This is a genomic window from Streptomyces sp. NPDC030021 (assembly GCF_055574035.1).
This window is the reverse complement of sequence record NZ_JBVIAH010000028.1, coordinates 56,717-83,376: the sequence shown is the minus strand read 5'-3', so window position 1 is coordinate 83,376 and position 26,660 is coordinate 56,717. Positions and strand designations below refer to the sequence as shown.

Genomic DNA, 26,660 nt, shown 5'->3' with positions numbered 1-26,660 from the left:
TGGTGTGGTTTGTTCTTTCGCCTTGTGCCCCTTGCTCCGTCTCTCTTGTCTTCCCCCCCCCCCCCCCCCACCCCCCCCTCCCCCCCCCCCCTCACCCCCCCCCCCCCCCCCCCCCCCCCCCCCCCCCCAGGGCCCGTTCATGTCACCTGATGAGACCGAGATTCCCGTCGTCGGGTTGACCGGTGACCAGGAGGGTGGTCTCTTCGACGCGCCGGAAGCGGCCGTCGGGGGCCAGCTCGGCGAAGAGGTAGACCTCGGTGCGGGAGGTGTGGCCGTCGTCGTGGACGAGGGTGACGGTGTGCCGGTCGGCGTAGCGCGCTCCGTCGCGGAGTTCGTCGTGGACCTCGATGTGCCCGCTGCGGATCAGGGAGCGCAGGCGCGTCATGTGCTCGGTGAACGAGGTCCGGTCACTCCACACGCCGTTGGTGCGCTGGCGGTAGTCGGGGGTGAAGTGCCGGTCGATGGCTTCGGTGAGGTCGAGGCCCGGGGTGAACAGCAGGTCGTCGATGGCTCGGGTGATGTCGGTCGATGTCATGGTCGTCTTCGCCTGATGAGAGTGGGGGGTGTACGGGGGAGGTCCGGGCTCCTGGAGCCGCGGAGGACGGTGCCCGGGGGAAGCCGGGATGCCCGGGAAAGCGGGGGAGGGGAGGGAGAGAGGCCGGGAAAGCGGGGGAGGCCGGGAATGCCGGGCGGGGGACGGACGCCGGTCATGTACGTCGGTCATCTACGACGGTCACGGCCGGTGCCGCTTCAGCGGACGGGGGTGAAGTCCAGCGACAGCGAGAGCGGGCCCCGGGTGTACAGGCCGGCCTCCTCGTACCGGAAGCCGGGGCTGTAGCGGACCTGGTCGAGCAGGGGCAGGAGCATCGCGGCGACGGTCTCGATCTCGGCGCGTGCGAAGGCCGTACCGACGCACTGGTGGAGTCCGGTACCGAAGGAGAGGTGCTGCGCGGCCGCGGTGAAGGAGCGGGCGGTGCCCAGGTCCGGGCGGTGGATGTCGAAGGTGTCCGGGGCGGTGAAGGCGTCCGGGTCGCGGTTGGCCGCGCCGATCATGCAGAAGACGGTGGCGCCCGCCGGGACGGTGGTCCCGGCGAACACGCTGTCCTCCTCCGCCTGGCGGGGAATGAGCTGGACCGGCGGGGTGTAGCGCAGGGTCTCGGCGATCGCGGCGGCCAGCAGGTCCGGGTCCCGGCGGACCTGTGCCAGCTGCTCGGGGTGGTCGATCAGGTGCTTGAAGAGCAGGGCCAGTGTCTTGTCCGCGGGCTCGGCGGAGGCGGCGAGGACGTTGATGATCAGCGCGGTGACATCGCGATCGCTCATGGCGATGCCGTCGAACTCGGCGGTGCACAACTTCGATATCAGGTCGTCGCCGGGGTGGCGGCGCCGCTGTTCGATGACGGGGAGGAGATAGGCCTCCAGCTGCTCGGCGCAGTCCATGCAGTGGCGGCGGCGTTCGGGGGTGAGGGTGAGGCTGGTGATGAACTCGGCCACACCGCTGTGCCAGGCGGCCACCTGCTGCCAGTCCCTTCGGTCCAGGCCCAGGACGTCGAGCGTCACGTGGATGGCGAAGGGCTTGCCGAAGTCGTTGACCAGATCCATCCGGCCCCGGGCGAGGAAGGGGGCCACGAGTTCGGCGGCGTTGGCCTGGATGGCGTGCATCTGGTCCTGGAGTGCCGGGCCGGTGAAGGCCCGGACGACGATTCTTCGTTTGGCGGTGTGTTCGGCCCCGGTCATCTGCGCGAGGACCGGACCGCGCATCACCGGCTCGGCGCGCACCTGCAGCGTCTCGGTGGTGAACGCCTCATGGTCGGTCAGTACCCGCTTCACGTCCTCGTAGCGGGAGAGGAAGTAGCTGTCGATCGCCGGTTCGTAGTGCACCGGAGCCCGCTCCCGCAGCTGTGCGAAGGAGCGGTGGGGGGCGGCGGCGAAGTCCTCGGACAGGACGCTGAAACCGGTGTCGGCCACGGGCACGGTGATGACCTCTCGAACTGCGCAATGCGTGGGGGGACAAGAGCCGGGGTCGGTGAAGCGCGCGCCCCGGTCCTGGCCGGAGGGGGTTCCGGCCGGGACGCCGCCTGTGCCCCTCGGATTCGCGAGAGAGCGGGCAAGCAGGCCGTCCGGCCTGCAAGACGAGCGAACGGCGGCATGGGTTGCGCTGGTTGGGGCGGCTTCCCACCCGACCATTGGGCGGAAACCGGCGCAAGATCCGCAACCCTCGGCGCCAGGTCGGCCCGATACCGCCCGCTGTCGCTGTGCTTGCTCCTGCGGATACTGTGTTCACGGCGGATCAGGGCGCATCAGGTCGGGCCGATGTCGGGACCGGCCGGCGGGAAGGATCGTGGTCGGTGTGGTGGACGCGATTGAACTGGTGGTCACCGCTCTCACCGCGGGCGCGGCCGTCGGGCTGACGGAGACGGCGACGCAGGCGGTCAGGGATTCCCACGCGGGGCTGAAGGCGATGACGGCCCGGCTGCTGCGCCGCACCGGCTCAGGCCCGGACGGCGAGGGTCGGAACGCGGGCGAAGCGGGTGCCGAGAGACTCGACGAGCTGATGAGTGACCCGGCGGCCCACCGGAGCGAGCTGGTGGCCGCGTTGGCCTCGGCCGGGGCCGGAGCCGATGCCGCTCTCGTCGACGAGGCGAGGAAGTTCCTGGCGCTCGTGGGCCTCCCCGGTGCAGCCGCGGCCAAGTACCGGGTCGACGTACGGGACAGTCAGGGCGTGCAGGTGGGGGATCACAACTCGATGACTCTGCACCTGTCCGAGTAGGGCAGGAGAGCCGATGGCAGCGGGCGGCTCTGCCGGCACGCCTCCCGGCGGGGCCGGACCGGCGACGGGTGGCGGAGGTACGGTCCCCCGCGCCTCGGTCGACATCCGCGACGGGGTGGGCGTTCAGGTCGGCGACGGCAACGTGCTGCACCTGCATCCACCCCGAAGGGATGTCGAGTGGCCCGTGCGGGTGGGTGTCCTGCCACAGGCGGCCGACTGCTACCAAGGCCGTGCGGTCGACATCAGGGTGCGGGAAGCCCTTGCCGACGGAGGCGGCCCAGTGGCCCGGCCCGCCACGACGGTGCTGTTCTCCGGCCTGGGGGGTGTGGGGAAGACCCAGTTGGCGGCCCGCCACGCCCGCCGGACCTGGCCCGATGCAGCGGTGGATGTCGTGATCTGGGTGGTTGCGACCTCGCGCGGCGCGATCGTCAGCGCCTACGCGGACGCCGCCTCCCAACTGCTCGTCGGTGTCGAGCACACGGAGGCCGAACGCGCGGCCCCCGCGCTCCTGTCGTGGCTGGGCGCCACCCGGCGGCGATGGCTGATCACGCTGGACGACCTGCAGGACCCGGCCGACCTCCGTGAGCTGTGGCCGCCGACCACCGAAACCGGTCAGGTCGTGGTCACCACGCGGCGCCGCGACGCGGCCCTGGCCCGCTCCGACCGCCGAGTGATCGAGGTCGATGTGTTCGAGCCGGAAGAGTCGCTGGCCTACCTTCGGGCCAAGCTTCCCGTCGAAGAGGAGGAGGCCGAACTGAGAGCACTGGCCGCGGACCTGGGTCATCTTCCCCTCGCCGTGGCGCAGGCGGCGGCGTTCATCGCCGACAAGCCCCTCCTGACGGTCGCCGCCTACCGGGCCCGCCTGGCGGATCGCCGTCGCACCCTGGCGGCGGTGCTGCCGGAAAGCCGGGAGCTCCCGGACGAGCACCGGTCCACCGTGGCGGCCACCTGGTCGCTCTCGGTCGAACGGGCCGACGCGTTGACACCGCGCGGGCTCGCGCGGCCCCTTCTGGAGATGGCCGCGCTGCTGGATCCCGCAGGCATCCCCGCAGTCCTCCTCGCCGGCGACGCCGTGTGTGCCCACCTCTCCACCCTCACCGGCCGGGAGATCACGCCGGACGAGGCCGAAGACGCGCTGGGCTGCCTGCACCGCCTGAGCCTGGCCGTCCTGGGCGCCGGGCAGCCCGCACGCGCGGTCCGGGTGCACGCTCTCGTGCAGCGCGCCACTCGCGACACGCTCACAGCCCGACGTCTTGGCCTGCACGCCGAAGTCCTCGCGCGAGGGATCCACGACATCTGGGCGGCGGTGGAGTCCGACACCGCACTCGCCGCCTCCCTCCGCTCCAATACCGCGGCCCTCCAGCAGTTTTCCGGCGACATCCTCTGGAATGCGGGCGTGCACCCGGTGCTCCTCCGGGCCGGCCGCTCGCTCGGCGAAGCCGGTCTGCTCGCGGACGCCGTACGCCACTTCCGGGAACTGCGCCGGCAGGCCGAACTCCGGCACGGGCCGGCCCACGCCGACCTGCTGACTGTGCGTCACGCACTGGCGCACTGGCAGGGGGAATCCGGGGACGCGACGGGAGCGGTGACGGAGCTCGGATCCGTGCTCGTGGACCGGAACCGAGTACTGGGCCCGAACCACCCGGACACCCTCACCACCCGCCACCTCCAGGCGTTCTGGCGGGGGCGGGCGGGAGACGCGGCGGGCGCCGTGGTCGCCTTCGGATCGGTCCTTGCCGACCGGATCCGGGTACTGGGCCCCGACCACCCCGACACGCTCGCCACCCGCCACAGCGCGGCCAGGTGGCGGGCGAAGGCCGGGGACGTGGCGGGCGGCGTGGTGGAGCTCGGATCGGTGCTGGCAGACCGGCTCCGCGTGCTCGGTCCGGATCACCCCGACACCCTGGTCACCAGGCACAACCTTGCCTACTGGCAAGGAGAGGTGGACGATGCCGACGGGGCCGTGGCGGGGTTCGAGTCGGTACTGTCCGACTGTCTGAGGGTGTTGGGCCCGGACCATCCCCACACGCTGGCCACGCGCCACAACCTCGCGTACTGGCGCGGACGGGCGGGGGACCGGGTGGGAGCGCTGCGCGACTTCGAGTTCGTACTCGCCGAGCGGCTCAGGGTGCTGGGCCCTGAGCACCCGGACACGCTGGTCACCCGCCGGCAACTGGCCCATGGGCGGCAGTCCGCAGACGAGGAGCGGCAGACATGAGGTGCGCGGGACGGGGAACGGCAGCCGACTCCGGAGCCGAACCGAGCAACTGGTCCAGGAGCTCGGCCGTGAACAAGGCGATGTGTTCCTTCTGGTGCAGCCGCTTCGCCGTGGATTCGATGCCGATGCGGATCGTCCTGAACTGCTGCCCCGGAATGGTTTCCTCGGTGGGCAAGCGGTAGGACGTCGCCGCCAGCCCCTGGACCTGACTGCCGTCCGCGGCACTCCAGACCATGGTGAACTGTCCGTCGATCCTCCCCGGGCCGGTCGGCGTCCACGTTTCGACGGTCGGGGCGATGGAGACGAGGCGGGGCACATCGACACTGCCACGCACGTCGAACACGGCCCGGAGGCGGCCCGGGGCGACGTGCTCCACCCGATAGTCCGTCGTGAGCCGGCCGTGCGGGCCCAAGTCCAGTGTCCGGCATGCCGTATAGACACCGCCCGTCCCCATGAAGGGGTTGACGGCGTCGCCGAGTACGCGGCTCATCGACGGCTGCCCCGTGAGCGCCACGTAGGAGAGGAGGGAGATGTCCATGCCTGCGGGAACTTCGGCGGTGGCGTCGAGCACCGCGGATATGTCCCCGTCGCCGAACACACCACGGCTGCGCCCGATGCAGTGGAGGGCCGCGCGGTTGACCACGCCGCCGAAGGTGAGATCGACGTCGACGGGATGCCCGGGACCGTTCATCGGAACCTCATCTCCGGTGACCCCGGATCCCGGTCGCTCACCGGCCCGGCTCACCTTCAGGGGAGGCCGAGCCTATCCGCATCGGCTCCCGGAAGAGGCGGTTCGAGCCCCTCCGGACGACCCGCCGATCAGTCGGGAAAGGGCCGCGGCTCGCCGAGGTCGACCCGGCCGAGGCGCTTCAACTGAGGTTAAGGTAAGCCGTGTTCGAACATGGGGGCGACCGTGGTCGCGTGTGCGGCACTCCCTGTGGTCGTTCCCCCAGTGGACCCGAGAGGACCTGCCTTGAACGCCTCGTCAGGCTTGCCGTCCGCCGTCAAGGAAGAGGAGAAGAAGCCGGGATGGGGAGTGGCCGTGGCGCTGTTCGCTGTGCTGTCACTCGTGCTCCACCTGGGCGACGTCTGGTCCTGGCGGGCCGTCCTCTGGGCGCCGTTGTTCGTGCTCGCCGTCGGCTCCGTGGGGTACGCATGGCGGCTGACAGCCCGCAGCCGGTGGCGTATGGGTCCCATGGAGTGGGTGTTCCTGGTCGTCACCCACCTCAGCCTGGTCGTCTCACTGGCGAGGATCTCCGGTTTCCTGCCCCGATGACCTCGAAGGTGACGTCACCGAGGCGTCCGGTGCCCCGCAGTTCGGCGGCCGCGGTCTTCGCGTCGACGTGGGAGTCGGCGGGGCAGCCGGACGGTGATCTCGACGGATCCGGACCGTCGCGCCGCCGCTACCACCAGCGGACGGGGTACCGGGCTGCTCCACGGCGTACGCGGGACGCCGCGAAACCGGCGAGGACGAGGACCACGGTGGCGCCGAGCAGCAGGGGGACGAACCGCGCAGGTGCCGGGGCCTGCAGCACGACGACTACTGCGGTGGCGCAGGCGGGCGAGTGCGGGGTCCGGGCGAGGGTGGTGGCGGCGAACGTCAGCCCCCCGGCCAGCGCCGCGCTCCAGGGGCCGCTCTGCCACAGGGCGAGGACCACGTACCCGGCTCCGGCGCCCAGCAGGTGCGCGACGACGACGCTCCGGGGCTGGGCCATGGGCAGGGTGGGCGTGCTGTGCAGGACTCCGGCACTGGCGGCAAGGGACGGTATGAGCACCGGTTCGCCGATCACCGCCCCGATGGCCGCGAGCACGAACAGGACGGCGGTGACCGCGCCGACGCCGTGGAGGGCCGCTGCCGCGCCGTGCCGGGAGGGGTGCCGGCGCCCGCGCCACCTCGGGAGCGGTACGTCCTCGCGAGGCGTCGGGGGGCCGGGCGCGTGCCGGTGGGGCAGCAGGGAGTCAGCGTTCACGAGGGCGGCTCCTGGCACGGCGGTACACGGGTCGGCGGGTCGGCGGAGCGACGGGAAGGCCGCACCGTCAGCCACCCTGCACCGCTGATCTGTCACCGGCCTACAACGCCTCCTTCGTGCGACGGCGCGGCCGTCAGGTGCGGCGCCTGATCGGTTCTCCGAGCAGCTCGGTCAGTTCCGTCTCGACGGCGGCCAGCAGTGTGGGTCCCCAGACGGTCAGCGTCTGTTCCCAGGGGTGGCCGAAGGTGCCAAGGCGCAGGTCGTCGGTGACGTGGAGGTAGTAGTCGCCGTCGGGGTAGGTGCCCAGACCGGGGCGGGGCGGCCGTCCCAAAGCGTCGGTGCGGCGGGGGTCGTAGCGGTAGCCGTCGTGTTGCCAGTCGAGCCAGTACACGAACTCCCCGGGCTCGGTGGCGGTGAGCAGCCCGCGCCGGACGATCGCGTCGATCCGCCCGGGGACGTCCGGGACCGGCCGGTGGTGGGCGTGCAGGTGCCAGACGGCGGAGGGAACGGGTTCGGTGATCGCGGGCCGGTAGGTGGTGCTCGGCTTGAAGCCGAAGTCCGCGCAGAAACGGTCCCACAGCGGACCGTCGTCGTGGAGCCAGTCGAGGAACTGCGCGGGGCGGGTGCTCTCGGGGGTGCCCGTTGGGCGCCAGTGGTAGGAGCGAACGGTGGTGACCTCCGTGAAGCCGGCCCCCAGCAGACTTTCGCGCAGCGGGCCTTCGGCCTCGGCGAGGAGGGGCTGCCCGAGCAGGTTCTGTACGCGCCAAAGGTCGGTACAGGCCCTGACGAAGTCCGCATCGTCGTCGGTCAGGCCGCCGACGAGGGCGAAGGGGCCCACGTCTGCGTAAGCCCAGGCGGCCGCGACGACGAGGCCGTCCCCGCCGTCGGGCCGTCCGAAGGCACGCCGTCCGGGGAGGGGCGCGGCGACACCGATCCGCGTGACATGCGGCGCGGCCGCTCGGCCACACGAACGCCGCCGCCGCTCCCTGCGCCGAAGCCGTATCCGCCCCTGCCGGGGAGTCGTACGGCGTGCGGCTGTCGCGTGCCCTTGGATGGGGCCGTACGCGGACGGACCGACCACCAGCTCCCGGAGACCGGTATGAGGAAGATCAAGGCGCAGCTGTTCATCTCGCTCGACGGTGTCGTCGAGGCGCCCGATCAGTGGCACTTCCCCTACTTCAACGAGGAGATGGGCGCGGCCGTCGACGCGACCCTCGGCAGGGCCGACACCTTGCTGCTCGGGCGCCGGACCTACGACAGCTTCGCGGGCGCCTGGCCGGACCGGGAAGCAGCCGGCGGGGAGGACGCCCCGTTCGCCGAGGTGCTCGGTGACGCCCGCAAAATCGTGGTGTCGAACAGCCCGAAGGACTTCACCTGGCGGAACTCCGAACTGCTCGTCGGCGACCTCACCACAGCGGTCGCCGCGCTGAAGAACGAGCCGGACGCGGACACACCCGTCTGGATCAGCGGCTCGGTCTCCGTCGTACGTCAACTGGTGGCCGCCGGGCTCCTGGACGAACTGAACCTCCTCCTGCACCCGATCGCCGTCCGCAACGGCATGCGCCTGTTCGAGGAGGACGCGCCGTCGATCCCGCTGGAACTGGTGTCCGCCGAGACCTTCCGGACCGGTGTGCTGAACCTCTTCTACGCCGTGGCCAGCGCACCCGGGGAGCGGACGTACGAGGACGCCAAGACCTACCTGCCCCAGCACCAGCAGTGAGCGAGACCCCGTGCCGTGTTCGTTCCGGTCGGCGGCGGTCCGGCCGCTCCTTCGTGATCGCGGGGGTGGCTGGCAGTCTGGTCGGGCTGGTCGGCGGTGGATTCCGGTGGTGCCTGAAGCATGCCGACCAGCTCTGCGCTGGCGCAACCAGAACCCCCGCCACCCCGACGTCCTGGCCGCACAGCGCCGCGAACGCGCCCGCATCCGCAGTGAGAGGGGCATTCGCTGGGGCGGACGCCCCCTCGCCGCCGCAGCCTGACCAAGTGAGGGATCCCGCCCTGCCCGGATGTGGAGATCAGACAGCGGCCAGGCTCTTCGCCATGACTCGCTCCCTGCCAACGCCATCGGGCAGAAGATCGCCGGGCTCACCCGTGTCCGTGAAACCGTGCCGCTCATAGAGCGCGGTTGCCTTGCGGTTGTCCGGCATGACGGACAACCGCAGCGTCGTGGCACCGCGCTCCGCCGCCCACAGCTCGATCGCCTGGATCAGGTAGTCACCCACGCCCTTGCCCCGAGCCGTGGGGTTGACCCACATCGAGATCAACTCCACGTTCTCTGCTCCCTCGCCCGGCACTCCGCTGGCTATGCCCACCGGAAGGCCGTCGAGGAGCGCGACGAGATCGTGCGCGCCAGGAATCGACAGGCGGGCACGCCAGCGTTCCTCTCGGTCGCCGGAGCCCTGCCACTGGGCCAGTGTCGATCCGAACGCGTAGGGCGCCTCAGCAAGCGCGGCCAGTCGCAACTCCCGCCAAAAGGGCCAGTCGTCTGATTCCAAAGTGCGTAGTTCAAGCATGATCCAGACCCTGCCCGCCCGCCGGGGCGGGCAGCAAGTTGATTACCACCATGCAAACGAGGTCGTTCAGCCCTGCGACCAACCGAAACCGGGGAGCAGCGGTGACTCGCGGACCCGCAGACCACGAGACCTCGGTGAACCTATCCGGTCACGGCACTAGCTTCCCACCCCCGCCGCCGGCGCGAAAATACCCCAGCGCCGGCGGCGGGTTCGCATTATCGTGGGCCGCATGAACGTCACCGGCCCCAGCACCACCGCGACCGCGCGAGCGACCAGCTCGCCGGTTGCCGCCGCCTGACCTTCCCCTCTCCCCGGCGACCGGACAACGGTCCGTCGGTTGTGCCGTGGCGCCCTTGCCCCCGGTCGGAGACTGCACGGTCCCGTTCTCCGGTGCCTCTCCCGCTCGACGCGAAGGAGTCACCCCATGAATACCGAGCAGCTGGTCACAACGTTCGTCGAGTACTTCGAGGAGCGCGGGCACCGCCGTATCGTCGGCTCGACGCTGCTGCCACCGCCCGGCGACCCCGTACTCTTCACCACCTCCGGCATGCACCCGCTCACCCCGTACCTGGAGGGCCGCCCCCACCCGCTGGGCAGGCGCCTGGTCAACGTCCAGCGCTGTCTGCGCACCACGGACCTGGAGGAGGTCGGCGACGCCACCCACCTGACGGTCTTCGAAATGCTCGGCACCTGGTCGCTGGGCGACTACGAAGGCCCGCTCAGTCTCGACTGGGGATACGGGCTCCTCACCGAGGGGCTGGGCGTGGATCCCGGCCGGCTGTACGCCACCGTCCACGCCGGCGACGACCGGACCGGGCCGGACACCGCCTCCCTGGAGCTGTGGCAGAAGCTCGGCGTCCCCGTCGAACTCACCGTGGAGGACAACTGGTGGTCCAACGGGCCCGTCGGACCCTGCGGTCCCGACTCGGAGATCTTCCTGTGGAGCGGCGACGGCCCGCCCGAGTCGACGCCCACCCGCGACGACCGCTGGGTGGAGGTGTGGAACCACGTGACGATGACCCACCGCCGACTCGACGACGGTTCCCTGGTGCCCCTTCCCCAGCGCAACGTGGACACCGGCCTCGGCCTGGAGCGGCTCGCCTCCCTGCTCCAGGGCAAGCCGTCCGTGTTCGAGTGCGACGCCTTCGACCCCTGGCGCAGCCTCGTACCGGACCTGTGGCCCCTGGACGAACGGTCGCTGCGCGTGGTCTGCGACCACCTGCGTTCGGCCGTCGTGGTACTCGGCGACGGCGTGCGCCCGGCCAACACCGGGCAGGGCTACGTGCTGCGGCGCCTGGTGCGGCGGATGCTCACCGTGCTGTGGCGGGAGGACGCCTCGCGTGGCATCGAGGACCTGCCGGACGAACTGGTCCGGCATACCCTGGACCGCTTCCGGCAGGACGTGAGCCCGGGCGACGTGCGCCGGATCCTGCGCGAGGAGGAGCGCCGGTTCCGCCGGCTCCTGGAACGCGGGCGGCAGGTACTCGCCCGCCCCCGGTTCCGGGGCCCGCTGACCCAGGAGGACTTCCACTACCTCCACGACACCCATGGGCTGCCGCGCGAGCTGGTGACGAGCCTGCTGCAGGAGTGACGACGTGGGGAGCGGCCGGGCGCGTCAGCGCGCTGTCGTGCCTGATCGCCCCGAGCGGCGTGCTGGTGGGCCGGGTGGGCCTGGCGGGGTTCGTGAGCCCCTCAGCACGCCGCTGACAACGGACAACGCTGCGGGTCAATACACCTAGCCGGCGCTGACGGCCGACAGGTGCGTGGAGCCGTCACGCAGGGTGGTGATGCGCACCTGCCCCGCGGGGAAGGGGTCCCTCCCGTTCGGGCCGGGTACCTGAGAGAACGGCGTCCAGGAGCCGTCCGGCCTCCTGACGTTGTGCCAGACCCGTCCGTCGAGTCCGACCGCCACGACCTGGGCGGAGCCGTCGGGAGTCCCGGCGATGCCGATGGCGCTGGCCCCCATGGTCGTCGTGGTCACGCCCCGCGGGGGCCGGAAGCCGGTCCAGGAGCCGTCCGGCCGCCTCAGCTGGTGGTACACCATCCCGTCGAGCCCGATCGCGAGGACCTGGGAGGACCCGTCGGGCATCCCGGTGATCGCCAGGGCCGGACCGGAGAACGTCGGGGCCCCGTTGTAGCCGGCCAGGCGCCCCCAGGCCGTCCACGTGCCGTCCCGCCCGCGGGCGCAGTGGTACATGGCACCGTCCGTGCCGTAACTGAGCAACTGGGCGGACCCGTCGGGCATGGCGGCGATCGACACCTTCGTGGCGCCCCAGCGGCTCTTCGCGGTGGTTCCGGGCAGGGCCCGGAACCCGGGCAGTCCGCCGTCGGCGCGGCGCTGCTGGTGGAAGACGGTGCCGTCCATGGCCGTCACCACGATCTGGCAGGTGCCGTCGGGGAAGGCCGCGATGTCCGCCTCGCGCACGGTGAATCCGGACGAGCCGTCCGGCCCCGGGACGCGATGCCAGGGCTGCAGCGTGGCCGAACCCCGTACGGCGGTCAGCCACAGACCGTTGTCGGGCGCGATGCCCAGCACCACGACCGAGCCGTCCGCCATGCCCGCCACGGCACTCTGCACCCCCGCGAACGACCCGGAGCCGGTGTCGGCGGCCCCCGGCAGCGGACGCATGCCGCTCCACGACCCTTCGGGGCGGCGCTCGGTGTGGAAGAGCACCCGCCGTTCGACGTCGTACGGGGGCAGTTGCGCGGAGTAGAACCACACCGGGTTGGTGATGGCCACCAGTTGGTCCAGGGTGGTGGAGGCGGGCTTGGGCCGGCGCACCTCGGCCCGGGCGAACAGGGAGGCCTTGCCCCAGCCGCGCCAGCGCAGCTGCCCCCTGCCGCTGCCGTCGATGCAGGTGGCGGCCATGATCCCCCACTCGGTGTACAGCGTGGCGATGCTGTCCGGGGCACCCGCCACGTTCAAGGTCACGTCGACGGCGTCGAAGAACGACAGCGGCAGTTCCTGACCGGGTCCCGCGACCGCTCCGCCGGCGCGGGCGGTGAAGTCCAGGGTCACGGCCGCGGATTCGACGGCGTACGACCGGCCCAGGCGCAGGGCGTCCAGTACGGCGGGCGTCGACAGTCCGTCGGCGTACACGACGTTGTGGGGCCGGCCGACGGCGTCCGCGGGGCTGTGCGCGTCGCTGTTGCCGACGGCGGCGACCCGCTTGCCGAGGCAGAGCATGACGTGCCAGGCGGCGATGTTGGCCGCGTCGTCCAGGGTCCACGGTCCGTTCCACACCTCCAGCGCGTCCACCCGGTCGAGGCCGAACTCCCAGAAGGATCCCGCCGCCGGAGTGAGCGGATGGGCGGCGATCGTGAGTCCGCCCAGGCTGTGCACGCGCCGGGCCTGGCCCTCGAAGGCTCCCTGGTCCGCGGGGCCGTACCGCCAGTCCACCCATTCGCCCTGCGGCAGGCCGACGGCCAGCCAGTGGCCGTGGCGGGTGGTGACCTCCTCGGCGTTGATGACCAGCAGGTCGGTCGGGACGTTGCCGCGCCAGGTCACGCCGGTGGAGCTGGTGTTGTGGTCGGAGGTGGCGATGAAGTGCATCCCCTCCTGGCGGGCGGCCGCGACGATCTCCTCCACCGTGCGCTGCCCGTCCGAGTGGACGCTGTGCAGGTGCAGGTCGCCCCGGTACCAGCCGGGGCCCCGCCCGGCCACCGAGGCCGGCAGGATGTCGTACGGGGTCCGGGGCAGCGATTCCCCGTGGTGCAGGGTGACATCGACCTGCCAGGCCATACCACCGGTGCTGCCGACCATCGGCCCCAGGATGACCGACCAGGCGCCGGGGTCGACGGGTCCGGGGACGTAGCCGGGGGTGGCGTCCGCCGCGGAGAGGGTGAAACCGGACCGTGCGCCGCCCGACCAGCCGCGGAAGCCGCCCGGGCCGAAGACGCCGAGGTCCAGGATCCCGGCGGCGGCGTCATGGGTGGTGGCGACGGAGATCCGCTGGATCCCGGCGGGGACGTCGAAGGCGACGTACGCCCACTGGTCGTTGCCGTAGGGGGAGTGGCCGCGGTAGGTGGTGGTCACCGTGTCGGTGCCCTGGCCCCTCGTCGCGGCGTGCGCGACGGGCGCGGGAACCAGCGCGGCGGCTCCGCCCGCGGCCAGCAGGGCCCCTAAGCGGAGCAGGGACCGCCGCTCGACAGAGGGGCCGGAGCCGGAGCCGGGGTCGGAGCGGGGGTCGGGCGCATTGCCCGGGAGGTGTTCACTCGGCACAGCCGTGCTCTCCGTTCACGTGGGGTGGCGTGGAAGGCGTGCGTGCTGGTGCTGGTGCTGGTGCGGGAGTGCGAGGGCGCGGGGGTGCACGGGAACGCCAGCGCCCGGCAAGATCCGAAGGAGACGACACGCCCTAGTGCTGTGACCGGCAAGGTTCACCGGGTTGCGACGCCCGGCACGGCACCTCATCCCCCAGACTCCGTCCGGGGGGACCCCCAGGTTGTCGGACCGCGCAAGTACGTCCAGTACGAGCCGCGGCCCTCCGCCTTGCGATGCTTCCCCTAGGCCCTGCGGGCCTGGGGAGACCCCATGCACCGGACGCCGCAACCCGGCAAACCTTTCCGGCCACAGCACTAGCGGCGTGAGCGCTGGGCCTCGACGATCTGTCGTACGGACCCGTCGACGTCCGTACGGGCCTGGACGCGCTCGGCGAACCCGGGGAACTGCCCGGCGATGGCGCTCAGCAGCCGCAGCTCCAGCGGCGCGACGTTGACCTCGCACCGGTCGCGGCGAACGGCTCGTACGACGCCGTCCGCGACCTGGCCGGGCGTGACGGTCCTGATGCCGTTCGGCGTGGTGGCACCGGTGGCCGCGAACATTCCGGCGTCGCGGACGAAGCCGGGCTGGACCAGGGACACGCCCACCCCCGTACCCCTGAGCTCCTGGCGCAGGGCGAGCGCGAATCCGCGCAGCCCGAACTTCGTCGCGTTGTACAGGGAGGTCGACTTGGTGGCCGCCTTGCCGGAAAGGGAGCCGACCAGCACGATGTGGCCGCGACCGCGGCCCACCATGTGCTCCGCGAGCAGCCGGGAGAGCAGGACGGGCGCGCGGAGGTTGACGTCGAGGGCGCGGTCGAGCTGGTCCTCGGCGTAGTCCAGAAGGTCGCCGCTGGCGGGCAGGGCGGCGTTCGCGACGAGGATGTCCGCCTCCGCGCAGCTCTCGGCGAGGTGTACGACGTCGGACCGTACGGCCAGATCGGCGACCACGGTACGGGCGCCGCAGGCGTCGGCGGTCGCCTTGAGGGCTTCCTCCCGCCGCCCGGTGACCGTGAGGCGGGCCCCCTGCGCGGTCAGGCGCGCGGCCAGGGCCGCGCCGATGCCTCCGGTGGCACCGGTGAGCAGAACGTTCGATCCGGATATGTCCACGAGCACTCCCGTGCGGCTGGCGAAGTCCCTCAACTGTTCGTTCGAACGAACAGTATGGACGGCTCCGCTCCTTGTCCACACCTCGTCGTCCCCAACTCCCCAGCCCCGCCGGGGAGGCCGAGCGGGCCCATGGGGCAGAATTGCGCCATGCCCCATGCTTCCGACACCCGCCAGAGCATCATCGACGCCGTACTGCGGATCATCGGGCAGGACGGCATCGCCGCCGTCACCAACCGGCGGATCGCCAAGGAGGCCGGGGTCTCCCTCGGCTCCGTCACCTACCACTTCGCAACCCAGCACGAACTGCTGCGCGAGAGCCTGCTGCACTTCGTGGCCGAGGAGACCCGGCACTTCACGGCGCTCGCCGACGCATGCTCCGACGAGGAGTTCGACATCGGGCAGGCGGCCGAGGTGGTGGCACAGGTGGCGGGCGGCAACGCCTTCGACAGCCGCCACATCGCGCCGTTCGAGCTGTACGTCCAGGCCGGCCGGGACGAACGGCTGCGCGCCGCCGCGGCCGAGTGCTTCGCCGCCTACGACCTGCTGGCCGCCCGGATCCTGACCCACCTGGGCGTCCCGGACCCCGAACGCCTGGCCGGGGTGGCCGTGGCCCTGGTCTTCGGGCAGCAGCTGCGCCGCCTGGCGACCGGCGCCCCCGCCGAGGAGCTCGTCGACACCCTGCTGATCCTCACGAAGTTCACCCCGGCGCAGACCCCGTAGCCGGGGGCCGGCCGGCTCCGGTCGCTGCCGGCATCCATCAGGGGCAGCGACCGGACCGGCGTGGAGCGTCGCGCGCTGTGCGCGGCGACTTCAGTACGTGTACCCCACATGCGCGAGCGCCTGCTTCAGCAGCGCCGCGTGACCGCCCGGCATCTCGCCCTGCACGGCTGCCGAGAGTGCTTCCTGCGGGCTGAACCAGACCAGGTCCAGGGCGTCCTGACGGGGACGGCAGTCACCCGTGACCGGCACGATGTAGGCGAGTGACACCGCGTGCTGGCGGGGGTCGTGGTAGGGGGTGACGCCCACCGTGGGGAAGTACTCGGCGACCGTGAAGGGCTGCAGGGAAGCGGGGATGCGGGGCAGGGCCACGGGGCCCAGGTCCTTCTCCAGGTGGCGGAGCAGGGCGTCACGGATCCGCTCGTGGTGCATGACACGGCCGGACACCAGGGTCCGGCTCATCGCTCCGTCCGTGCCGATCCGCAGGAGCAGTCCGATGGTGGTGACTTCGCCGGTGTCGTCCACGCGTACGGGGACGGCCTCGACATAGAGGATCGGCATCTGGGCCCGGGCCATTTCCAGCTCGTCGCTGCTCAGCCAGCCGGGCGTAGTTTCGGTCGTGTCAGACATTCCTTGATCCTACTTTCCAGGGCGCGTTCCGGCCCAGATCACGCGTCCACCGGCCCGGAGAGAATGGAACCCCGAGGGCCGTCCCCGCGACCACGGGTGGCCGGAATTCTGCGGTACGCGGGGCTGACGTACCGTTCGATCATGAGCATGCCGCAGCCCCAGCACCCCCCCGGCCCGTACGGGCCCCCGCAGCCCCCGAATCCCTACGGTGGACAGCCGTACGCCGCACCGCCCGCGCACCAGCAGCCGTACCAGGGGCAGCCGTACCCGGGGCAGCCCGGTCCGCCGCAGCCGTACCCCGGTCAAGGAGCGTGGGGGCAGCCCCCGACGGGCACGCCGCCGCGCAGGAACCGGATCGGCATGGTGATCGGGATCGTCGCGGGAGCGGTGCTGGTGCTCGGCGCGATCGGCGCGGTCGGCGCCAGGGTGAGCGGTTCCGGCTTCCCCGAGGCCCGGTACCGGCTCACCGTTCCCAAGACCCTCGTCGACGGCAAGTACGAGCTGGTCCGGGACCATTCGGCCACCGCGGGCAAGGAGGCCCTGGAGGGCACCTACGACTCGACGGTCCGCGATCCGAAGCCGGCTGCCGGTCAGTACGCCTCCGAGTCCCCGAAGGAGTCGGGCGCCCTGATCGTCTCGGGGATGTACGGCCGGTTCAAGGACACTGCGGGAGCCCGAAAGAAGATGCTGCGCGGCGCCGCGGAATCCGAAGGCGCGTCCCTGGCGGTCGCCGCACGCGACATCACGCCCACCGGATCCGACATCACCCTGTCCTGCCAGGTGCTGACGGTGCGGCAGAGCGGGGTCGAGAGCTCCCTGCCGATGTGCGCCTGGGTCGACGAGAACACCGGCGCCACGGTCGGCATCCTCAGCGAGGAGACCGCGCGGCAGAAGCCCGGGTCCGTCGACCTCGCCAAGACCGCCGAGACGACCCTCAGGGTGCGTGCCGAGATGCGGCAGCCGATCGGCTGACGGCGGCGGCTCTAAACCGTCGCAGAGTTATGCCCCAAAGGTGACTTTCTGCAGCCGGAACCGGTCGGATAGCAATGACGGGGCGCCTGGTACGGCCTGCCGATGGTCGGCAGCGGCCCCAGCGCGCCGAGGAAGGAACGTCCCGTGATCCGCATCCGTCACGCCGCCGCTCTGGCCACCATGGCCGCCGTCACCGCTCTCGCCATTGCCGCGAGCCCCGCCTCGGCGGCACCCGGTGACACGCTCACCATGTGCTCCAGCACGCTCACCCCGGACGGCTGGGTGGACGCCCAGTGGTGGAACAGCGGGGGGTGCGGCTCCGGCTTCACGCCCAACACCAAGCAGATCAAGGACCTCAGAGGCTACCCGGTCGGCACCCAGGTCAACGCCTGCGCGTCCACGTGGCCGCCCGCCGGCTGGACCATCACCAACACCTACTACTCCAGTGGCTGTCGCTACTCCGCCGTCCCCAGCTTCAACCCCAACACCTGGACCCTGAAGCGCACCTCCTGACCTCGCGCGGGCGCCGTGGTCGGCCGGTGGTGCAGGGTGGCGCTGCCGGCCGGATCGAGCGGGTGGCTCGTACGGCGTGTCCATCGCCGCGCGGCCGGGCCGGCCCGGCCCCGCTGCCTACCGTGACCCCATGAGCACGCGTCCAGCACCGCCGTGGGCCGGGTACGGAATCCGGTTCGCCCGGCCCGCCGAGTCGGGGGCGGTCGCCGCGCTCCTGGCCCGGGCCTTCGCCGACGACCCGGTCATGGCATGGATCATTCCCGCCGCCGGCCGGGAACGCAGGATCGCCCGCTACTTCCGGCTGGCCCAGCGGCAGCAGCGGCCCCGCGCCGGTGCCGTCCGGGTCGCCGCGACGGGCGAGGGGCGGCTGCTGGCGGCCGCGCTGTGGTCGGGGCCCGGGCACTGGAAGCCCTCCGCCGTGCAGGAGTTGGCGGCGCTCCCTCGGTACGCGAGCATCTTCGGCCTTCGTGGGATGCCGCGGGCCGGGGAGGTCCAGAGCACCATGGACGAGGCCCATCCGCGGCCGCCGCACTGGTACCTGCCGTCCGTGGGGACGGACCGGGGGCTCCAGGGGATGGGGGTCGGGTCGGCGCTTCTCGGCCAGCAGCTGGCCGACTGCGACCGGCTCGGGCAACCCGCCTACCTCGAGTCCAGCAACGTCACCAACCTTCCCTTCTACGAGAAGCTGGGCTTCCGCGTCACCGGAGAGATCCGGCTCCCGGAGGGCGGGCCGACCTTCTGGCCGATGTGGCGCGACCCCGATCCCACGGAGGGACGCCTTGCGAAGGGCCGGTGATTCGGGGGTCGTTGCCGTTCCTCAGATGCGCTGCGCGGTCAGCCTCTCTCCGTCCGACCCGAGGACCAGCACGTTCCTGGCGGTACCGACCCGGCCGTGATCGCCGTCCCACGACTCGACGAAACTCCGGGCAAGCGATTCAGCTCCGGGCGTTCCGGAGCCTGCCGAGTAGTCCGTGCTCAATTCGACGTCATAGTCGTGTTCGGTCAGTCGGGCCACGACCAGCGCGCGGGCGTGGTCGACCTGCCGCGCTTCACCCTTGGTGCGAGCCCGGGCGCGGAACCGCTCCAGCATCTCCGTATCCGCGGTCCGCTCGATCACGGGGCCGGTGGGCAACCGCTCAGGGGCGTTGGCCACGCCGTCGAGGCAGCCTCGCACCCAGGAGCCACGATCCATCTCGGCGTCGTTGCCGGCCTGCAGGGCCCGGCGCGTACAGCCGCCCCATACGGTCTCGCGCACGGCCGCACCCTTCCCCGAGGAGTCGTAGACGGCCTTGCCCGCGGTGTGTCCGGCACGGTAGGCGACCACGTACGCCGGTACGGCAGACGGGCGGGAATCGGGCGCGGGTCCGTCGGAGGGCGCACTGGTGCCGCAACCGACCAGGCCGACCGACGCGGCGACAGCCATACCGAGTAAACGTCCTGAGCGCTGATTCACTGTTCCCCCTGGGTGCGGACCGTCACCCACTGAGACGGCAGACCGGGCCCATCGGTCGCACCGGTGAACAGGGTTTCGCTCCCCCCCATGAACCGGCGACCCCCTCACCACGCGCACGCGCCTTCAACTGTGCTGCTGACCAAGGCCGTTACTGAAGCGATCACGCTTGCGCCGCGGACAAGTGTTCTGGAACCCTCCGCTTGACTCCCCTGTCACCCGAGCAACGGAGGCAACCCCCGCATGCCCTCAAGCCGAATACGCCGCACCTGGATCGCGGCCGCCACCGCCGCCGCCGCGGCGCTCGCGTTCACCGGTCTCGCGGCACCGGCGCAGGCGCAGGACCCCGCGCCGGATGCGCCCGGGGCCTGGATCCAGGAGCCCCGCACCGCCGAGGGCACCCGCTCGCCGCTCGGCGCCGCAGGCTGGACCGCTCCCGGCGGCGCAGCATCACCCGGAGACTTCACGCTGCAGCCCGGCGAGATGAACGGCGAGACCACCCGGCGGGTCACCCGCCTGGCCTCGGTGCTGCCCGGCTCGGGCGGCGTGCAGAAGCTGTTGGCCGGGGCGAACCGCACGATCGACCCGTGGTGTTCCCGCGACCCGTTCGGCACGGCCCCCGACCCCGACATCAAGTACTGCCTGCACAAGGACGACTCCATCTCGCAGGAGTGGGTCCCGCAGGGCATCACCGGAGTCTCCGACGCCAAGGACAACGAGCTGTGGGGCGAGGCCGCGAACATCCAGCTGTTCGCCTCCTACGACGGCTGGGACCCGGGCCGGGAGAACGACCCGCTCCCGGCGGCCGGCGACTGCACCGAGGCCGAGCTCGAGGCCGACGACGCCTGCAACCAGAAGGGCGTCCGGATCACCTTCGTGCAGAGCCGGACCAACCCCGCCACCGGCAGCCCCGAGATCAAGTACCGGCACGTCCTGCTGGGCTGGACCTATGTGAACTCCGCCGACCACGTCTCCTTCGACGGGCTGCACGCGGCCGAGTACCCGATCCAGAAGGGCGTCCACGCCGGCGGGATCGTCTGGTACGGCAACTACCTCTACGTCGCGGACACCCGCAACGGCCTGCGCGTCTTCGACATGCGCTACATCCTTGACCTGGACCCGGACGGCGACCCCGGCACGCACGACGAGATCGGGACCGACACCGACGGGGTCAGGACCACCTCGAACGTCGAGGTCAAGACGAAGGTCGGGCGGCACGACAACGTCTGGTACAGCTTCGGCTACCGCTACGTCATGCCGCAGGTGGCCGCGTGGAAGTTCAAGGCGGCGCAGAGCAACCCCAAGGGCTCCTACGCCTGTGTCTCCACCGGCGCCCCGAAGAGCTCCTACATCTCCCTGGACCGCAGCACCACCCCGGACCGCCTGATCATGGGCGAGTACTGCCGTCCGGAGAGCGGCTACCCCTCCACCGGCCGCATCGCCTCCTACCCGGTCGCGGCCCTGGAAGGCCGCTCGGCCGACGTCACCGCGCAGGGCTGGGCCAACTACCTGCCGCTGGCGGGCGGCGGCGCCCAGGGCGCGGCGGCGTACGACGGCACGCTGTACGTGAACGAGTCCAAGGGCACGGACGAGCCGGGCAACCTGTGGCGCTACAAGTGGACCGACGACGGCCGGCTGGTCCAGGACGGCCAGGCCGTCAAGACCGCCCGGGGCGCCGAGGACCTCTACGTCGAGCGCGGCAAGGGGCGCTTGTGGTCCCTCTCCGAACACCGCCCGGGGTCGGAGAAGGACTGCACGGCGACCAAGGACCCGGCCGATCCGGACGGAACGGACTACTGCCAGCGCGTGCTCTACGCCCACAAACTGAGCGCGCTCGCCGGCTAGGCCGCTTCTTCCGGATCAGGCCGGGCCTGGCGAGATCCGGAAGAAGGGGCTCAGCGGATACCGGAGCGTACGCGGACCCCGGGGACCTCGCGGAGCGCGGGGGCCTTCGGGACTTCACGGACCTCAGGGCCCTTGGGTGCCTCGGGGATCCCGGGGATCTCGGCAACCGTGTCCGGTACCGCCGCGGGGCGGTCCTGCTCGAAGGTCCGGAGCAGGTCCGCCGCGACGCTCACCGCGATCGTGGCAGGTTCCTTGCCGGTGATCTCGGTCATTCCGATCGGAGTCTTGATCCGGTCGATGGTGGCGGCGTCGTGACCGCCCTCGGTGGCCAGGCGCTTGCGGAACCGCACCCACTTGGCGGCCGAGCCGATCAATCCGATCGAGCCGAGACCGGCCGTCCGCAAGGCGGCGTCGCACAGCGCGGCGTCCTCGGCGTGATCGTGGGTCATGATCAGGACGTGGGCGCCGGGCGGCAGCTCGGTGAGCACCTCCTCCGGAAGCAGCGGCGTGTGGTGCACGTGGATCTGCGCCACCGCATCCGCGAGCACACCGAGCCGCTCGTCGGTGAGCATGTCGGAGCGGGTGTCGATCAGGTGCAGATCGAGGTTGTGGCGGGCCAGGATGCGGGCCAGCTCCAGTCCGACGTGCCCGACGCCGAAGACGGCCACCGCCTGGACCACCGGAAGCGGTTCGAGGAGCAAGCTCACGGCGCCGCCGCAGCACTGCACACCGTGGGGTCCGATGACCTTGTCGTTGAGGGCGAACTCCATCAGTTCCGGCTCCGGATCGGGCTCGACGTTCAGCTGGCGGGCCCGGTCGATGGCGACGGCCTCGATGTTGCCGCCGCCGATCGACCCCCAGGTCTCGGTCTGTCCCACGACGAGTTTGGCACCGGCCCCACGGGGCGCATGGCCGCGCACGGTCGCGACGGTCACGAGCACGCCGGGCTCCCGGCGTGCTCGCAACCGCGTGACCGCGGCGATCCAGGTCATGTCAGGCATTGCTCAAAGCGCTTGTGTCGGTACGGATCTCGCTGCCGCCCAGCGCGTGACGGTCGCTGCCCCGCACGTCGGCCTTCTCGCGGGCCGCCTCGATCGCCCAGTAGACCGCCTCCGGGGTCGCGGGGGCGGCGAGTTCCACACTGACCCCGGCGGGCCCGAACGCCGCGGCGGCCTGCCGCAGCGCTTCGCGTACGCAGAACGCCAGCATCAGCGGAGGCTCACCGACCGCCTTGGACCCGTACACCGCGCCCTCTTCCGTGGCGTTCTCCATCAGCGTGACGTTGAACTCCGCGGGCATCTCCGAGAAGCTCGGCAGCTTGTAGGTGCTCGCGGCCTGGGTCAGCAGCCGGCCGCGGTTCGGCCCGTCACTGGTGTCCCAGCGCATGTCCTCGAGCGTCAGCCAGCCCGCGCCCTGCACGAAACCGCCCTCGACCTGACCGATGTCGATCATCGGGGACAGGCTGTCGCCGACGTCGTGCACGATGTCCACCCGGCGGATGCGGTACCCGCCGGTGAAGCCGTCCACCTCCACCTCGGCCGCAGCGGCGCCGTAGGAGAAGTACTTGAACGGCGAGCCCCTGAAGGCCTTCGCGTCCCAGTGCAGCCCCTCGGTCCGGTAGTAACCGGAGGCCGACAGCTGAACGCGCTGGAAGTACGCGGTGTGCACCAGGTCGTCCCAGGCCAGCTCCTTGTCGCTGCCCAGCGTACGAGCGACACCGTCGACGATGCGCACGTCCGAGGCGTTCGAACCCAGCTGGCTGGCGGCCACCTGCAGCAGCCGCGCCCGCAACTGCTCGCAGGCGTTCTTCACAGCGCCACCGTTGAGGTCCGCCCCGGAACTGGCGGCAGTGGCAGAGGTGTTGGGCACCTTGTCGGTACGCGTGGGAGCCAGCCGCACCTTGTGCAGCGGGATACCCAGCGTGGTCGCGGCCACCTGCAGCATCTTGGTGTGCAGGCCCTGGCCCATCTCGGTGCCGCCGTGGTTGATCAGAACGGAGCCGTCCTTGTAGATCAGCACCAGCGCGCCGGCCTGGTTGAAGGCCGTGAGGTTGAACGAGATGCCGAACTTGATGCCGGTGATCGCGAGCGCCCGCTTGGTGTGCGGGTGCGCGGCGTTGAAGGCGGCGATCTCGCGCTTGCGGTCGGCGATGCCGCCGTTGTCCTCGACCTGCTGCCAGACGGCGGCGATCCGTTCCGCCTGCGGGACCGGCTGGCCGTACGGCGTCGCCTGACCCAGGCCCGGCTGGTAGAAGTTGCGCTTCCGCAGCTCCATCGGGTCCAGGCCGAGCAGCGGCGCGACCCGGCCCAGGATGTCCTCGATCACCAGCATGCCCTGCGGTCCGCCGAAGCCGCGGAAGGCCGTGTTGGAGACCTTGTTGGTCTTGGCGATGCGACCGGCGACCCGCGCGTTGGGAATCCAGTAGGTGTTGTCGATGTGGCACAGCGCACGGGCGCAGACCGGCTCCGACAGGTCCAGGCTCCAGCCGCCGTCCGCGGTCAGCGTGGCATCCAGCGCCTGGATGCGGCCGTCGGCGTCGAAGCCGATCTTCCAGTCGGCGTGGAACCCGTGCCGCTTGCCGGACATGGTCAGGTCCTGGGTGCGGTTGAGCCGCACCCGGACCGGCCGGCCGGTCAGCTTGGCGCCGAGCGCGGCGATGGCCGCGAAGCCGTGCGGCTGCATCTCCTTGCCGCCGAAGCCGCCGCCCATCCGCAGGCACTGCACGGTCACCTCGTGGCTGTGCAGACCCAGGACGTGCGCAACGATCTCCTGGGTCTCTGAGGGGTGCTGGGTACTGCTCTGGATGAACACCTGCTCGGCCTCGTCGATGTAGGCCAGCGCGGCGTGCGTCTCCAGGTAGAAGTGCTCCTGGTCGGAGAACTGGAACTCGCCGGTGAACACGTGCGCCGAGTCGGCGAAGCCGGCGTCGATGTCACCGGTCACCATCACGGGCCGGGCGCCGTGGAAGCTCTCGGCCGCGATCGCTTCCTTCAGCGTGATCACGGAGGGCAGCTCGTCGAGTTCCACCTCGACGGCCGCCGCACCGAGCCGGGCCGCCTCCAGGGTCTCACCGAGCACCCAGGCGACCGCGTGGCCGTGGAACATGACCTCGTCGGGGAACAGCGGCTCGTCGTGCTTCATGCCGGCGTCGTTGACGCCCGGCACGTCGGCAACGGTCAGTACACGGACCACACCGGGCACGGCGAGCGCGGGCTCGGTACGCAGCGCGGTGATCCTGCCCCGGGTCTTCATGACCTGGACCGGGTAGGCGTGCAGCGTGTCCTTGGTGCGGTACACCAGGTCATCGGTGTAGAGCGCGGTGCCGGTGACGTGCAGCACGGCACTCTCGTGCGGCATGGAGACGCCGACCACAGGCTTCTCGGGACGCTCGGACAAATGGCTCATGAAGACACCGCCTCGGTGGTTTGCGCGTGCAGCTTCAGCAGGCTCTGGCCGAGCATGGCGGAACGGTAGACGGAACTGGCGCGGTGATCGCTCATCGGCGTGCCCTCACCCCGCAGCACCCGGGCCGCGGCCTCGACGGTCTCCGCCGTCCATGCCCTGCCTTCCAGGGCAGCCTCGGTGCTCAGGGCGCGGATCGGGGTGGCGGCCACGCCGCCGAGACCGATGCGCGCCTTGCGGACGATGCCGCCCTCGATGTCGAGCGCGAAAGCGATGGCCACGCTGGAGATGTCGTCGAAGCGCCGCTTGGCGATCTTGTGGAAGGCCGTGACCGGCGACAGCGGCAGCGGGACGCGCACGGCACGGATCAGCTCGCCGGGACGGCGCACGCTCTGCCGGTAGCCCGTGAAGTAGTCGGCCAGCGGGACCTCGCGCTCACCGTCGGCATCGGCGAGCAGCAGCGACGCCTCCAGTGCCAGCAGCACCGGCGGGCTGTCACCGATGGGGGAGCCGGTACCCAGATTGCCGCCGAGGGTCGCACTGTTGCGGATGAGCCGGGAGGCGAACTGCGGGAACAGCTCCGCCAGCAGCGGGACGCTGCCGTCGAGGCGGCGTTCGATCTCGGTGAGCGTCTGCGCCGCCCCGATCTCGATGTGGTCGGATTCGACCCGCAGCGCCCGCAGTTCGGGCAGCCGGTCGACGGCGACCACGCAATTCGCGCGGCGGGAACGGATGTTGACCTCGACGCCCCAGTCGGTGCTGCCGGCGACCACCACGGCCTCGGGCCGCTCGCGCAGCAGCTGCAGCGCTTCGGTGAGGGTGCCGGGCCGCAGGAACGTGCTGTCGTCCTGGGTGTAGACGGTGGCGGCGGGTTCGGGCGGGGACTGCTCGCGGCGCTGCGCCAGGGGGTCGTCCTCGGCGGGCGCGCCGACGGCGAAGGCGGCATCGCGAATCGGGCGGTAGCCGGTGCAGCGGCACAGGTTGCCGCTCAGCGAGTGCAGATCGAAGCCGTTCGGACCGTGCTCGGCGTCGGCGTCGGCGTCGGCGTGGGCGTCGGCGCCGTCGGCGGGCTCCGCGTGCGCGCAGCGGTCGGGTCGGTAGTACTCGGAGGCCATGCTGCAGATGAACCCCGGTGTGCAGTAACCGCATTGGGAACCGCCCCGGACCGCCATCTCCTCCTGCACGGGGTGCAGGGTGGGACGCGTACCGGGTTCGCCGACCGTGGCGAGACCTTCGGAAGTGATGATCTCCTGACCGTCGAGTGCCGCGGCCGGCACCAGACAGGCGTTGACCGCCACCCAGTCGGTGGGCTTGTTCACGCCGGGACGGGCCACCAGGACCGAACAGGCGCCGCACTCACCCTCGGCGCAGCCCTCCTTGGTACCGGTGAGACCGCGCTCGCGCAGGAGATCCAGCACCGTGGTGTGGGGTGCAGCCGGTGAAAGCGGTGTCTCTTTCCCGTTGACCGTGATCCGCGCCGCTACCATGGCACATCCTCATTTCGGTGCATGGTCGAGCTGATTATGCTAGTAGCCATTTCAGGGGCTTTCTATTTCGCTGGCGCAGCCCGGGAGAACCCGGAGCGCGACTCGGCACGCGACGACGTGCCGCAGGCGGTGTGAGAAATCGAAAGATGCCGGGGCCACAGACGGGCACACCGGAAAAGAGGGCTGTTCAGCAGCCGTGTGCTACAAGACCCGGAGCCCAGGCGATCTGATGGGCGAGGCGGTTCAGTTCGGAGATGATCGACATCCGACTTCGCCTCCTTCCATCAGTTCACGGTCCGGTCCGCTCGAAGTTACGTTGCCGCAGGTCCATCGGTCAAGCCGCCGTGCGGAGACCGTTTGGTCCGCCGAAAGCCGGAGCGAGGGCGGGCGGCGACGCAAGGCCGGATCCGGTAGATCGAATCGCTGACCGGAATCTGACGCATCGGCCGGTCGTGGCGTCGGGCGGCCGGCGGCGCCGAGCCCCGGGCGTCCACCGCTGCACCGTCGTACTCGTCGCCGCCGCGGGCGCTCTGGTGGCCGGGGCCTCGGCCCGGGCCGGCCGCGACGCGGAGGTGCTCGACGCGCCGGAGCCGCTCACCGCCGCGCGGCGGTGAGCGGCACCCTCTCCGCCGGCAGCCGCCACCGGCGGACGGTGGCGGAGGGCTGGATCCCGGTCGGCAGGTGCTGGTTCCCCTGGCGGTACTACGAGTCGTCGCTCGGACCCGGCGAGGAACGCTGACGCCGGTGACCCTCGCGGCCCCGCCGGGCGGGCAGGACCGGGATCCGGTCACCGGCGAGGCAGCGGGTCA

General features: G+C 71.4%; 24 protein-coding genes and 3 pseudogenes. 13 read left to right on the top strand and 14 right to left on the bottom strand.

The window, feature by feature from the left end; genetic code table 11:
* Nucleotides 1-142 precede the first annotated feature (142 nt).
* A complete protein-coding gene (locus tag ACZ4YL_RS36895) occupies nucleotides 143-535 on the bottom strand; it encodes a nuclear transport factor 2 family protein (RefSeq protein WP_468122474.1) in 393 nt (130 codons plus the stop codon).
* Nucleotides 536-750: 215 nt separating this feature from the next.
* Complete coding sequence (locus ACZ4YL_RS36890) at nucleotides 751-1,965, bottom strand: cytochrome P450, cyclodipeptide synthase-associated (RefSeq protein ID WP_468122472.1); 1,215 nt, start codon at nucleotides 1,963-1,965, stop codon at nucleotides 751-753.
* A 382-nt stretch (nucleotides 1,966-2,347) separates the two neighbouring features.
* Between ACZ4YL_RS36890 and ACZ4YL_RS36885 the strand changes: the two genes are divergently transcribed.
* Nucleotides 2,348-2,767, top strand: a complete 420-nt coding sequence (locus ACZ4YL_RS36885) for an RIP homotypic interaction motif-containing protein (RefSeq protein ID WP_468122470.1) — start codon at nucleotides 2,348-2,350, stop codon at nucleotides 2,765-2,767.
* Nucleotides 2,768-2,780: 13 nt separating this feature from the next.
* Complete coding sequence (locus ACZ4YL_RS36880; RefSeq protein WP_468122468.1) at nucleotides 2,781-4,985, top strand: tetratricopeptide repeat protein; 2,205 nt, start codon at nucleotides 2,781-2,783, stop codon at nucleotides 4,983-4,985.
* Here ACZ4YL_RS36880 and ACZ4YL_RS36875 read toward each other — a convergent pair.
* A complete protein-coding gene (locus ACZ4YL_RS36875) occupies nucleotides 4,927-5,676 on the bottom strand; it encodes a hypothetical protein (protein ID WP_468122466.1) in 750 nt (249 codons plus the stop codon). The genes ACZ4YL_RS36880 and ACZ4YL_RS36875 overlap by 59 nt on opposite strands.
* A 282-nt stretch (nucleotides 5,677-5,958) precedes the next feature.
* Between ACZ4YL_RS36875 and ACZ4YL_RS36870 the strand changes: the two genes are divergently transcribed.
* Nucleotides 5,959-6,261: a hypothetical protein gene (locus tag ACZ4YL_RS36870; RefSeq protein WP_468122464.1), complete on the top strand. Its 303-nt coding sequence runs from the start codon at nucleotides 5,959-5,961 to the stop codon at nucleotides 6,259-6,261.
* A 1-nt stretch (nucleotide 6,262) separates the two neighbouring features.
* On the opposite strand, the pseudogene ACZ4YL_RS36865 reads toward ACZ4YL_RS36870, so the two are convergent.
* The 3 genes and pseudogenes from ACZ4YL_RS36865 to ACZ4YL_RS36855 form a co-directional block, all read right to left on the bottom strand.
* Nucleotides 6,263-6,374, bottom strand: a pseudogene (locus ACZ4YL_RS36865) (DUF4097 family beta strand repeat-containing protein); the annotation flags it as partial.
* A gap of 14 nt (nucleotides 6,375-6,388) precedes the next feature.
* Nucleotides 6,389-6,955 (bottom strand): HPP family protein, encoded by a 567-nt coding sequence (locus tag ACZ4YL_RS36860; RefSeq protein WP_468122462.1) that lies wholly within the window; start codon nucleotides 6,953-6,955, stop codon nucleotides 6,389-6,391.
* 133 nt (nucleotides 6,956-7,088) lie between these two features.
* Nucleotides 7,089-7,793 carry a DUF2716 domain-containing protein gene (locus tag ACZ4YL_RS36855; RefSeq protein ID WP_468122460.1) on the bottom strand — a complete coding sequence of 235 codons (705 nt, stop codon included), beginning with the start codon at nucleotides 7,791-7,793 and terminating at the stop codon, nucleotides 7,089-7,091.
* A gap of 261 nt (nucleotides 7,794-8,054) precedes the next feature.
* Here ACZ4YL_RS36855 and ACZ4YL_RS36850 point away from each other — a divergent pair, with 261 nt between their 5' ends.
* Entirely contained in the window at nucleotides 8,055-8,675 is a 621-nt protein-coding gene (locus ACZ4YL_RS36850; RefSeq protein WP_468122458.1) for a dihydrofolate reductase family protein, read from the top strand.
* 127 nt (nucleotides 8,676-8,802) lie between these two features.
* Nucleotides 8,803-8,934, top strand: a pseudogene (locus ACZ4YL_RS36845) (IS630 family transposase); the annotation flags it as partial.
* A 36-nt stretch (nucleotides 8,935-8,970) separates the two neighbouring features.
* On the opposite strand, the gene ACZ4YL_RS36840 reads toward ACZ4YL_RS36845, so the two are convergent.
* Entirely contained in the window at nucleotides 8,971-9,468 is a 498-nt protein-coding gene (locus tag ACZ4YL_RS36840) for a GNAT family N-acetyltransferase (RefSeq protein WP_468122456.1), read from the bottom strand.
* A gap of 424 nt (nucleotides 9,469-9,892) precedes the next feature.
* Between ACZ4YL_RS36840 and ACZ4YL_RS36835 the strand changes: the two genes are divergently transcribed.
* The gene (locus tag ACZ4YL_RS36835; RefSeq protein ID WP_468122454.1) at nucleotides 9,893-11,059 is read left to right on the top strand and encodes an alanine--tRNA ligase-related protein; all 1,167 of its coding nucleotides are present in this window, start codon (nucleotides 9,893-9,895) and stop codon (nucleotides 11,057-11,059) included.
* A gap of 144 nt (nucleotides 11,060-11,203) precedes the next feature.
* On the opposite strand, the gene ACZ4YL_RS36830 is transcribed toward ACZ4YL_RS36835, so the two are convergent.
* Both ACZ4YL_RS36830 and ACZ4YL_RS36825 read right to left on the bottom strand, forming a co-directional pair.
* Nucleotides 11,204-13,690 carry a CehA/McbA family metallohydrolase gene (locus tag ACZ4YL_RS36830; protein ID WP_468122450.1) on the bottom strand — a complete coding sequence of 829 codons (2,487 nt, stop codon included), beginning with the start codon at nucleotides 13,688-13,690 and terminating at the stop codon, nucleotides 11,204-11,206.
* Between the two features lie 353 nt (nucleotides 13,691-14,043).
* The gene (locus ACZ4YL_RS36825) at nucleotides 14,044-14,835 is read right to left on the bottom strand and encodes an SDR family NAD(P)-dependent oxidoreductase (protein ID WP_468122448.1); all 792 of its coding nucleotides are present in this window, start codon (nucleotides 14,833-14,835) and stop codon (nucleotides 14,044-14,046) included.
* A gap of 147 nt (nucleotides 14,836-14,982) precedes the next feature.
* Here ACZ4YL_RS36825 and ACZ4YL_RS36820 point away from each other — a divergent pair, with 147 nt between their 5' ends.
* Nucleotides 14,983-15,555, top strand: a complete 573-nt coding sequence (locus tag ACZ4YL_RS36820; protein ID WP_468122446.1) for a TetR/AcrR family transcriptional regulator — start codon at nucleotides 14,983-14,985, stop codon at nucleotides 15,553-15,555.
* Nucleotides 15,556-15,645: 90 nt separating this feature from the next.
* Here the strand turns inward: ACZ4YL_RS36820 and ACZ4YL_RS36815 are convergent, their stop codons facing one another.
* Nucleotides 15,646-16,182: an NUDIX hydrolase family protein gene (locus ACZ4YL_RS36815; RefSeq protein WP_301373656.1), complete on the bottom strand. Its 537-nt coding sequence runs from the start codon at nucleotides 16,180-16,182 to the stop codon at nucleotides 15,646-15,648.
* Between the two features lie 141 nt (nucleotides 16,183-16,323).
* On the opposite strand from ACZ4YL_RS36815, the gene ACZ4YL_RS36810 reads away from it, so the two are divergent.
* From ACZ4YL_RS36810 to ACZ4YL_RS36800, 3 genes are all read left to right on the top strand, one after another.
* Entirely contained in the window at nucleotides 16,324-17,154 is an 831-nt protein-coding gene (locus ACZ4YL_RS36810; protein ID WP_468122444.1) for a hypothetical protein, read from the top strand.
* A gap of 144 nt (nucleotides 17,155-17,298) precedes the next feature.
* On the top strand, nucleotides 17,299-17,667 hold the full coding sequence (locus tag ACZ4YL_RS36805) for a hypothetical protein (RefSeq protein ID WP_373039806.1): 369 nt from the start codon (nucleotides 17,299-17,301) through the stop codon (nucleotides 17,665-17,667).
* 130 nt (nucleotides 17,668-17,797) lie between these two features.
* Complete coding sequence (locus ACZ4YL_RS36800; protein ID WP_468122442.1) at nucleotides 17,798-18,463, top strand: GNAT family N-acetyltransferase; 666 nt, start codon at nucleotides 17,798-17,800, stop codon at nucleotides 18,461-18,463.
* Nucleotides 18,464-18,484: 21 nt separating this feature from the next.
* Here the strand turns inward: ACZ4YL_RS36800 and ACZ4YL_RS36795 are convergent, their stop codons facing one another.
* Nucleotides 18,485-19,090, bottom strand: coding sequence for a hypothetical protein (locus ACZ4YL_RS36795; protein WP_468122440.1), 606 nt, complete (start codon nucleotides 19,088-19,090; stop codon nucleotides 18,485-18,487).
* A gap of 270 nt (nucleotides 19,091-19,360) precedes the next feature.
* Here ACZ4YL_RS36795 and ACZ4YL_RS36790 point away from each other — a divergent pair, with 270 nt between their 5' ends.
* On the top strand, nucleotides 19,361-20,962 hold the full coding sequence (locus tag ACZ4YL_RS36790; RefSeq protein ID WP_468122438.1) for a hypothetical protein: 1,602 nt from the start codon (nucleotides 19,361-19,363) through the stop codon (nucleotides 20,960-20,962).
* A gap of 191 nt (nucleotides 20,963-21,153) precedes the next feature.
* Here the strand turns inward: ACZ4YL_RS36790 and xdhC are convergent.
* From xdhC to ACZ4YL_RS36775, 3 genes and pseudogenes are all read right to left on the bottom strand, one after another.
* A pseudogene (xdhC, locus tag ACZ4YL_RS36785) lies at nucleotides 21,154-21,954 on the bottom strand (xanthine dehydrogenase accessory protein XdhC); the annotation flags it as partial.
* Between the two features lies 1 nt (nucleotide 21,955).
* Complete coding sequence (gene xdhB, locus ACZ4YL_RS36780; RefSeq protein WP_468122436.1) at nucleotides 21,956-24,367, bottom strand: xanthine dehydrogenase molybdopterin binding subunit; 2,412 nt, start codon at nucleotides 24,365-24,367, stop codon at nucleotides 21,956-21,958.
* Nucleotides 24,364-25,851 carry a xanthine dehydrogenase small subunit gene (locus ACZ4YL_RS36775; protein ID WP_468122434.1) on the bottom strand — a complete coding sequence of 496 codons (1,488 nt, stop codon included), beginning with the start codon at nucleotides 25,849-25,851 and terminating at the stop codon, nucleotides 24,364-24,366. The genes xdhB and ACZ4YL_RS36775 overlap by 4 nt, the downstream gene beginning before the upstream one ends.
* Before the next feature lie 452 nt (nucleotides 25,852-26,303).
* On the opposite strand from ACZ4YL_RS36775, the gene ACZ4YL_RS36770 reads away from it, so the two are divergent.
* Together ACZ4YL_RS36770 and ACZ4YL_RS36765 are read left to right on the top strand one after the other, a co-directional pair.
* On the top strand, nucleotides 26,304-26,465 hold the full coding sequence (locus ACZ4YL_RS36770) for a hypothetical protein (RefSeq protein ID WP_468122432.1): 162 nt from the start codon (nucleotides 26,304-26,306) through the stop codon (nucleotides 26,463-26,465).
* Nucleotides 26,462-26,590 carry a hypothetical protein gene (locus ACZ4YL_RS36765; protein WP_468122430.1) on the top strand — a complete coding sequence of 43 codons (129 nt, stop codon included), beginning with the start codon at nucleotides 26,462-26,464 and terminating at the stop codon, nucleotides 26,588-26,590. The genes ACZ4YL_RS36770 and ACZ4YL_RS36765 overlap by 4 nt, the downstream gene beginning before the upstream one ends.
* Nucleotides 26,591-26,660 lie beyond the last annotated feature (70 nt).

Excerpts from the sequence above, each read along its gene's own strand:
- ACZ4YL_RS36895 (WP_468122474.1), bottom strand. The coding sequence starts at position 535 with ATGACATCGACCGACATCACCCGAGCCATCGACGACCTGCTGTTCACC.
- ACZ4YL_RS36880 (WP_468122468.1), top strand. The coding sequence starts at position 2,781 with ATGGCAGCGGGCGGCTCTGCCGGCACGCCTCCCGGCGGGGCCGGACCG.
- ACZ4YL_RS36875 (WP_468122466.1), bottom strand. The coding sequence starts at position 5,676 with ATGAACGGTCCCGGGCATCCCGTCGACGTCGATCTCACCTTCGGCGGC.
- ACZ4YL_RS36850 (WP_468122458.1), top strand. The coding sequence starts at position 8,055 with ATGAGGAAGATCAAGGCGCAGCTGTTCATCTCGCTCGACGGTGTCGTC.
- ACZ4YL_RS36840 (WP_468122456.1), bottom strand. The coding sequence starts at position 9,468 with ATGCTTGAACTACGCACTTTGGAATCAGACGACTGGCCCTTTTGGCGG.
- ACZ4YL_RS36835 (WP_468122454.1), top strand. The coding sequence starts at position 9,893 with ATGAATACCGAGCAGCTGGTCACAACGTTCGTCGAGTACTTCGAGGAG.
- ACZ4YL_RS36820 (WP_468122446.1), top strand. The coding sequence starts at position 14,983 with ATGCCCCATGCTTCCGACACCCGCCAGAGCATCATCGACGCCGTACTG.
- ACZ4YL_RS36815 (WP_301373656.1), bottom strand. The coding sequence starts at position 16,182 with ATGTCTGACACGACCGAAACTACGCCCGGCTGGCTGAGCAGCGACGAG.
- ACZ4YL_RS36810 (WP_468122444.1), top strand. The coding sequence starts at position 16,324 with ATGAGCATGCCGCAGCCCCAGCACCCCCCCGGCCCGTACGGGCCCCCG.
- ACZ4YL_RS36800 (WP_468122442.1), top strand. The coding sequence starts at position 17,798 with ATGAGCACGCGTCCAGCACCGCCGTGGGCCGGGTACGGAATCCGGTTC.
- ACZ4YL_RS36795 (WP_468122440.1), bottom strand. The coding sequence starts at position 19,090 with ATGGCTGTCGCCGCGTCGGTCGGCCTGGTCGGTTGCGGCACCAGTGCG.
- ACZ4YL_RS36790 (WP_468122438.1), top strand. The coding sequence starts at position 19,361 with ATGCCCTCAAGCCGAATACGCCGCACCTGGATCGCGGCCGCCACCGCC.
- xdhB (WP_468122436.1), bottom strand. The coding sequence starts at position 24,367 with ATGAGCCATTTGTCCGAGCGTCCCGAGAAGCCTGTGGTCGGCGTCTCC.
- ACZ4YL_RS36775 (WP_468122434.1), bottom strand. The coding sequence starts at position 25,851 with ATGGTAGCGGCGCGGATCACGGTCAACGGGAAAGAGACACCGCTTTCA.